The 5604-nt window shown below is 69.9% G+C and carries 7 protein-coding genes; 3 read left to right on the forward strand and 4 right to left on the reverse strand.

The features are described from left to right. Both VIR15_RS15185 and pdxY read right to left on the reverse strand, forming a co-directional pair. The coding region (locus tag VIR15_RS15185; protein WP_331929190.1) for an ATP-binding protein at positions 1 to 767 on the reverse strand (767 nt) is incomplete at its 3' end. A gap of 220 nt (positions 768 to 987) precedes the next feature. Beyond that, positions 988 to 1836 (reverse strand): pyridoxal kinase PdxY, encoded by an 849-nt coding sequence (gene pdxY / locus VIR15_RS15190; RefSeq protein ID WP_331929193.1) that lies wholly within the window; start codon positions 1834 to 1836, stop codon positions 988 to 990. A gap of 53 nt (positions 1837 to 1889) precedes the next feature. Here pdxY and VIR15_RS15195 point away from each other — a divergent pair, with 53 nt between their 5' ends. Both VIR15_RS15195 and VIR15_RS15200 read left to right on the forward strand, forming a co-directional pair. After that, entirely contained in the window at positions 1890 to 2240 is a 351-nt protein-coding gene (locus VIR15_RS15195; protein ID WP_331929195.1) for a GntR family transcriptional regulator, read from the forward strand. A gap of 1 nt (position 2241) precedes the next feature. After that, positions 2242 to 3237: a DUF1648 domain-containing protein gene (locus VIR15_RS15200; protein ID WP_331929198.1), complete on the forward strand. Its 996-nt coding sequence runs from the start codon at positions 2242 to 2244 to the stop codon at positions 3235 to 3237. Positions 3238 to 3265: 28 nt separating this feature from the next. Here the strand turns inward: VIR15_RS15200 and VIR15_RS15205 are convergent, their stop codons facing one another. Then, a complete protein-coding gene (locus VIR15_RS15205; protein WP_331929200.1) occupies positions 3266 to 4132 on the reverse strand; it encodes an aminodeoxychorismate lyase in 867 nt (288 codons plus the stop codon). An 81-nt stretch (positions 4133 to 4213) separates the two neighbouring features. On the opposite strand from VIR15_RS15205, the gene VIR15_RS15210 reads away from it, so the two are divergent. After that, positions 4214 to 4561, forward strand: a complete 348-nt coding sequence (locus tag VIR15_RS15210) for a rhodanese-like domain-containing protein (protein ID WP_331929203.1) — start codon at positions 4214 to 4216, stop codon at positions 4559 to 4561. 33 nt (positions 4562 to 4594) lie between these two features. On the opposite strand, the gene VIR15_RS15215 is transcribed toward VIR15_RS15210, so the two are convergent. Continuing rightward, positions 4595 to 5455: an Fpg/Nei family DNA glycosylase gene (locus tag VIR15_RS15215; RefSeq protein WP_331929206.1), complete on the reverse strand. Its 861-nt coding sequence runs from the start codon at positions 5453 to 5455 to the stop codon at positions 4595 to 4597. Between the last annotated feature and the right edge of the window lie 149 nt (positions 5456 to 5604).

The following is a 5604-nucleotide window of genomic DNA, read 5'->3' on the forward strand; positions in this document are numbered from 1 at the left end:
CACAGTGCGTGGTCGGCGGCGATGCGATCGAGCCGGTCGATGCGTTGATAGCGGAAGAGCCGTTCCGAGTAGGATTTCGCGGCGGACAGAACGGCCGGTAGGTGGGGCAGCCCGGCGCCGACGACGATGAGCGGCGCGCCGATCTGGGACAGTTCGTGGCAGGCCGCACACAAGGCGGAAACGTCCTCGGCGGCCAGATCCTGCATCTCGTCGATGAAGATGGCGATGCCGGTGCCGACATCGGTGGCCACGCTGGCCGCATCGCTCAGCAGTTCGACCAGGTCTATTTCGATGTCGCCGGAGTCCGCCCGGCCACTGGTCGCCGGTACGTCGATGCCCGGCTGCCAGCGGTCGCGCAATCGGGAGCCGGCCGAACCGTTGCCGGCCCGGTGCGGTTGGGTCCGCAGCGCGAAGGCCTTGAGTACGCCGAGGAACTCGTCGATCCGGTCGGGCGCGCGGTGCCGCGGTGCCAGTTCGCGGATCGCCATGTGCAGGGCGGCGGCTACCGGCCGACGAAGCGACTGGTCGGGCCGGGCCTCGATCTTGCCGGTGCCCCACAGCCGCCCGATCGCGGCGGAGCGCAGTGTATTGAGCAGGACCGTCTTGCCGACGCCGCGCAGCCCGGTCAGGACGATCGACCGCTCCGACCGGCCCCGCGAGATCCGCTCCAGGACGACGTCGAAGGTCCGCAGCTGCTCGTCCCGCCCGGCCAGCTCGGGCGGCCGCTGCCCCGCACCCGGCGCGTACGGGTTGGTGATGGGGTCCACGATCGGAGGCTATATGCGCGTCTAGCGAAAACCTGAGACATTCGCATACTCGCCAATTCGTGTCGCGCCAACCCAACCGCCCACCCGACCGCGGCGGCACACGAGAGCAAGCCCAGCGGCATACGGCATGGTCTGGGGGCGCGAAACGCCGTTCCGCACGGTCAGGGGTGGTCATGCGGAACGGCGCGAAGCAACAATAACGTGCTTTCTCAGCACGACGTCAACGGATCTGGGAAACTTCCAGGCGCGTGTCGGGCGAGGCTATGGCCTCCTGTTCCTGCACGAGGAGCATCTCCTCGCTTCCCGCAGAGTGGGTCCGCTCCATGATCGTGTACATCGTGGCCGCCGTGCGGGCAAGACCAACGCTGGGACCGTCGGTCAGGTAGTGCGCGAGGAAGAGCGCTGAGACGACGTCGCCCCCGCCCTTGAACGTCATCGGGAGGAGCGGCGTCGTCGCCACCCAGGCACCGTCGGAGGTCACGCACGTCATCTGGATCGAGCCCTCAGGAGTGTCTCGCGTGAGCGTCGACGTGACGAGGACGACCTCGGGCCCGCGGCCCCGCAACGCGTCGGCAGCCTCGACCACCTCCTGCTCGGACCCGAGCGAGCGCCCGACGAGGAACTCGAGCTCGAACTGGTTCGGCGTGATGATGTCGGCCCGCGGCACCACCTGGTCGCGGAGGAACTCCGGGATCCCTGGGCGGACGAAGAACCCTCGCCCCACGTCGCCCATCACCGGATCGCAGCAGTAGAGCGCAGCCGGGTTGGCCGCCTTGACTCGGGTCACCGCGTCGAGGACGACCTCGCCCACCGCTTCCGCACCCTGGTAGCCCGACAGGACCGCGTCGATGTGCGGGAAGGCACCTCGCTCCTCGATGCCCTGGATGACCTCGGCGATCTCGGTCGGGGCGATGAGCGGCCCGCGACTCGACCCGTAGCCCGTGTGGTTGGAGAAGTTAACCGTCAGCACCGGGTAGACCTCGTGCCCCAGCCGCTGCAGCGGGAAGACCGCCGCCGAGTTGCCGGCATGGCCGTAGGCGACGTGGGACTGGATCGACAGGATCTTCACCCCCGAACGATAACGGCTTGCACTACGACAATTGTTCTATTAGAACTAGAACTATGTTGTTCAGTGTCGACCCCGCCTCGAGTGCGCCCCTCCACGAGCAGGTGGCCGCCTCGGTGCGCCGCGAGATGGGGGCTGGCAGGCTGCGCCGGGGCGAGCGCCTTCCGTCCGCCAAGGAGGCTGCCAGCCTCCTCGACATCAATCTGCACACCGTCCTGCGGGCCTACCAGACCCTGCGCGACGAGGGCCTCATCGACCTGCGGCGCGGTCGGGGCGCGGTCGTGACCGCCCCTGACCCCACAGGCCAGGCCCGCCTGCACACGCTCGTCGCAGAGCTCGTCGCAGAGGCCCGACGCGTGGGAGCAACCCGCGACGACTTGACCCAACTCATCGAGAGCGAGTTCTGACATGACCGAGACGCAACGCCCGACGGACACCCCGCACGGCGACCCACGACCGACCCGGGCCCTCATCGTGAGCGCCCTCGTCGGGCCGGTGATCGCGTCTGCGGGGCTCGTCGCCCTGTTGGCAGCCCGCGACGATCTGCCGGCGCGCATCGCCGTGCACTGGGACGTGACCGGCGCGCCAGACCGGTTCCTCGGTTTCACGGGGACGGCCGTGACGGCAGGACTCGTCACCGCGTTGGTCCCCTTGGCCCTGGTCGCGGTCGGTGCGTTGGTGCACCGGTCGGCGCGAGGCTCCGCCGCCGCCCTCGCCGGCGGACTCGCGGTTCTTCTGGGCGGGGTCACCTTCGGGAGCGCCTTGGCACAGCGCGGCAGCGGCAGTACCACCCCCGGCTTCCCCGGGTGGTGGTGGCTCGGCGCAGCTGTCGTGGGTGCACTCATCGTGGGGACCGCTCTTGCGCGCTGGGGTCGTTCCCACGAGGCGGTGCACCCCGGTCCGCGAGGGCCCATGCCGGAGGAAGCCGCACGCCTCGAGGTCAGTCCCACGACGCGGCTCGCCTGGGTCGGTCGGACCGCCCTGCCGAGCCGCATGGTCCTCACTGTCTCGGTTCTCGGCCTGCTCGCCGTGGTCTGGGTCGCCTTGAGCGGTTTCGCGTGGGTGCTCGTCATCGTCCCGGCTCTCGGGACGCTGGTGCTGGGAACCTACGCGGCCCGGGTGGTCATCGACCGGTCTGGGCTGCGCGTGACCAGTCTGGGCCTGACCTGGTTGAAGGTGGCGCTCGACCACATCGACCACGCGTCGGTGGGGACGGTGTCTCCGATGCGCGAGTTCGGCGGATGGGGGTCACGCGTCGCGATCGACGGTCGGCGCGGCTACGTCACGCGCGCCGGCGAGGCGCTCGTCGTCCGGCGGGTCGGGCAGTCGGATGTCGTCGTCACGATCGACGGGAGCGAGGAAGCAGCCGCAGTCCTCAACACGCTCGCCCTGCGCGTGGGCTGAGCACAACGCCGCGCCCAGCGTCCCCAAGTCAGAAGTCGCTGTAGCGGGCGATCCTTCTGGCGAGGTCGGGATCGGCGCGCAGGGAGCGACCGTCGAGGGCGGTGACGAGCGCAGGCCCTCGGCCCGACGACACGAGCCAGAGGCCGTCCGCGGAGTAGAGGTCAGCGATCGGGACGAGCTCGTAGCGGGTCTCGACAGCGTCCGCGCGGGCCGCCTCGAAGATCGCCTCGACGGTGACCGACTCGAGGATCCCGGTGGCCCCGGTCGGCGTGCTGAGGAGGGCTCCGTCTCGCGCGACGAGGAGTCCCGAGGTCGGCCCGTCGAGGGCGTAGCCGTCGGTCGTCGTGAAGATGACGTCGTCTGCCCCCCGCCGTCTCGCCTCGCGCACGGCCGCGACGTTGACGACATAGGCCAGGCTCTTGACCCCGCCGAGCAGCCACGGTGCATCGGCGAAGGCGTCCGACGGATGCCCTTTGGTCAGCGTGACCGCGGTGATGGGCCGTGGGGCACCCGCGGGAAGTGCGGGCCCGCGGTGGGAGATGGTCGCGAAGGCCGTCGGCCCCGTGCCTCTCCACTCGCGACCACGCGTGAGGACGAGCTTGAGGACCGCCTCCCCTGGGGTCGACCACGCGTCCAGGGCGTCCTCGACGAGCTCCGCCCACCGCGCATGGGAGGGGTTGTCGATGTCCATCGCCTCAGCGGAGCGGTCGAGCCGGTCGAGGTGCTCCTCGAGGTCGACGGCCGTGGCCCGGCCGCTCTCGTCGGTGAAGACGCGGAGCGAGTCGAAGCATCCGTCGCCCCGGGTCAGGCCGAGATCGTCCGCGGTCACGACGGGTTCGTTGGAATCGACGACACCCCGGCCGAGGACGGCGACGACGTGTGGCACCTCGGTCATGACGAAAGGCTCCCATCCGGAGCCGTGCAGTCGCGAACTGGCCGTTCGAGTGTGGTCGGTGCACGTGTCAGGATGGCCGTCATGAGCATTCCGTCCGACCGCCAGAGCGAGGTGCCGGTCACCACCGTCGAGCAGCTCGCTGACGACGCCATCATCGTCGACGTCCGCGAGCCGAACGAGTGGGCGGCAGGGCATGCGCCGAACGCCATCCACATCCCGCTCGGGGAGCTGCCCTCGCGCCTCGACGAGCTGCCCGACACCGACGACACTGTTGGCATCGTCTGCCGCAGTGGTGGGCGGTCCTCACGCGCGGTGGCCTGGTTGACGCAGCAGGGCTTCGATGTCGCCAACGTCGAGGGCGGCATGCGCGCCTGGCAGAGCGCCGGCAAGCCGCTCGAGGGAGAGCACGGCGACGCCTTCGTCGTCTGACGGACCGCTCGCCAGGCCCCGCTCAGCCGGACGTCACTTGAGCAGCTTGGACATTCGCCGATCAGCGAGCGGCTTGCCGCCGGTCTGGCAGGTGGCGCAGTACTGGAGGGACGTGTCGGCGAAACTCACTTCGCGCACGACGTCGCCGCACTCCGGGCACGCCTCACCCGTCCGCGCGTGGACCCGCATGCCGGCGCGCTTGGCGTCCTTGAGCTCCTTCGCCGGCTTCCCGGAGGCGGCCTCCACGGCACTGGTCAGCGTCTTCCGCAGCGCGGCGTAGAGCCGGTCGACGACGTCGGGGGCGAGGCTGCCCGCGATGGCGAAGGGGCTGACTTTGGCCACGTGCAGGATCTCGTCGCTGTAGGCATTGCCCACGCCGGCGATGACCTCCTGGTCGCGCAGCAGCCCCTTGATCTGGGTGCGACGCCCGGCGAGCAGCTCCCGGAAGCGCTCGAGTGTGAAGTCGTCCGCGAGCGGGTCGGGCCCGAGCCTCGCGATCCCGGGCACCTCACTCGGGTCCGTGACGATGTAGGCAGCGAGCGACTTCTTCGTCCCTGCCTCCGTCAGGTCAAAGCCAGAACCGTCAGAGAGCCTGACCCGCAAGGCGATCGGCGACTTGCCGGGCCGCAGCACCGTGGCTGGCAGCTGGTCGCTCCAGCGCAACCATCCGGCACGCGCGAGATGGAAGACGAGATGGGTTCCGTCGCAGTCGAGGTCGAGGAACTTCCCGTGCCGGTACACGCCATCTATCGGCGCACCCTCCAGCGCCTGCGGCGGCGGGTTGAACGTCTTGAGCACACTGATCGAGGCCAGCTCGACCTTCGTCACGGCGAGACCGACCGTCCGCTCGCCGAGGAAGTCGACGAGAGCCTGCACCTCGGGCAGCTCCGGCATGCGCCCATCCTGCCAAAAACCTCAGGCCGTATGCCGCTGAGCTGGCTCCCAGCACCATGTGGGCGCCCAGCCCTGCCGCCCCCCACGTCGAGGTCAGGGAGTGGGTGGGCGCGAGGGTTGCTCACCCGTCGCGATCGGCTCGCCCGCCA

The sequence above is a fragment of the Intrasporangium sp. genome, from assembly GCF_036566125.1.
GTDB lineage: Bacteria > Actinomycetota > Actinomycetes > Actinomycetales > Dermatophilaceae > Intrasporangium.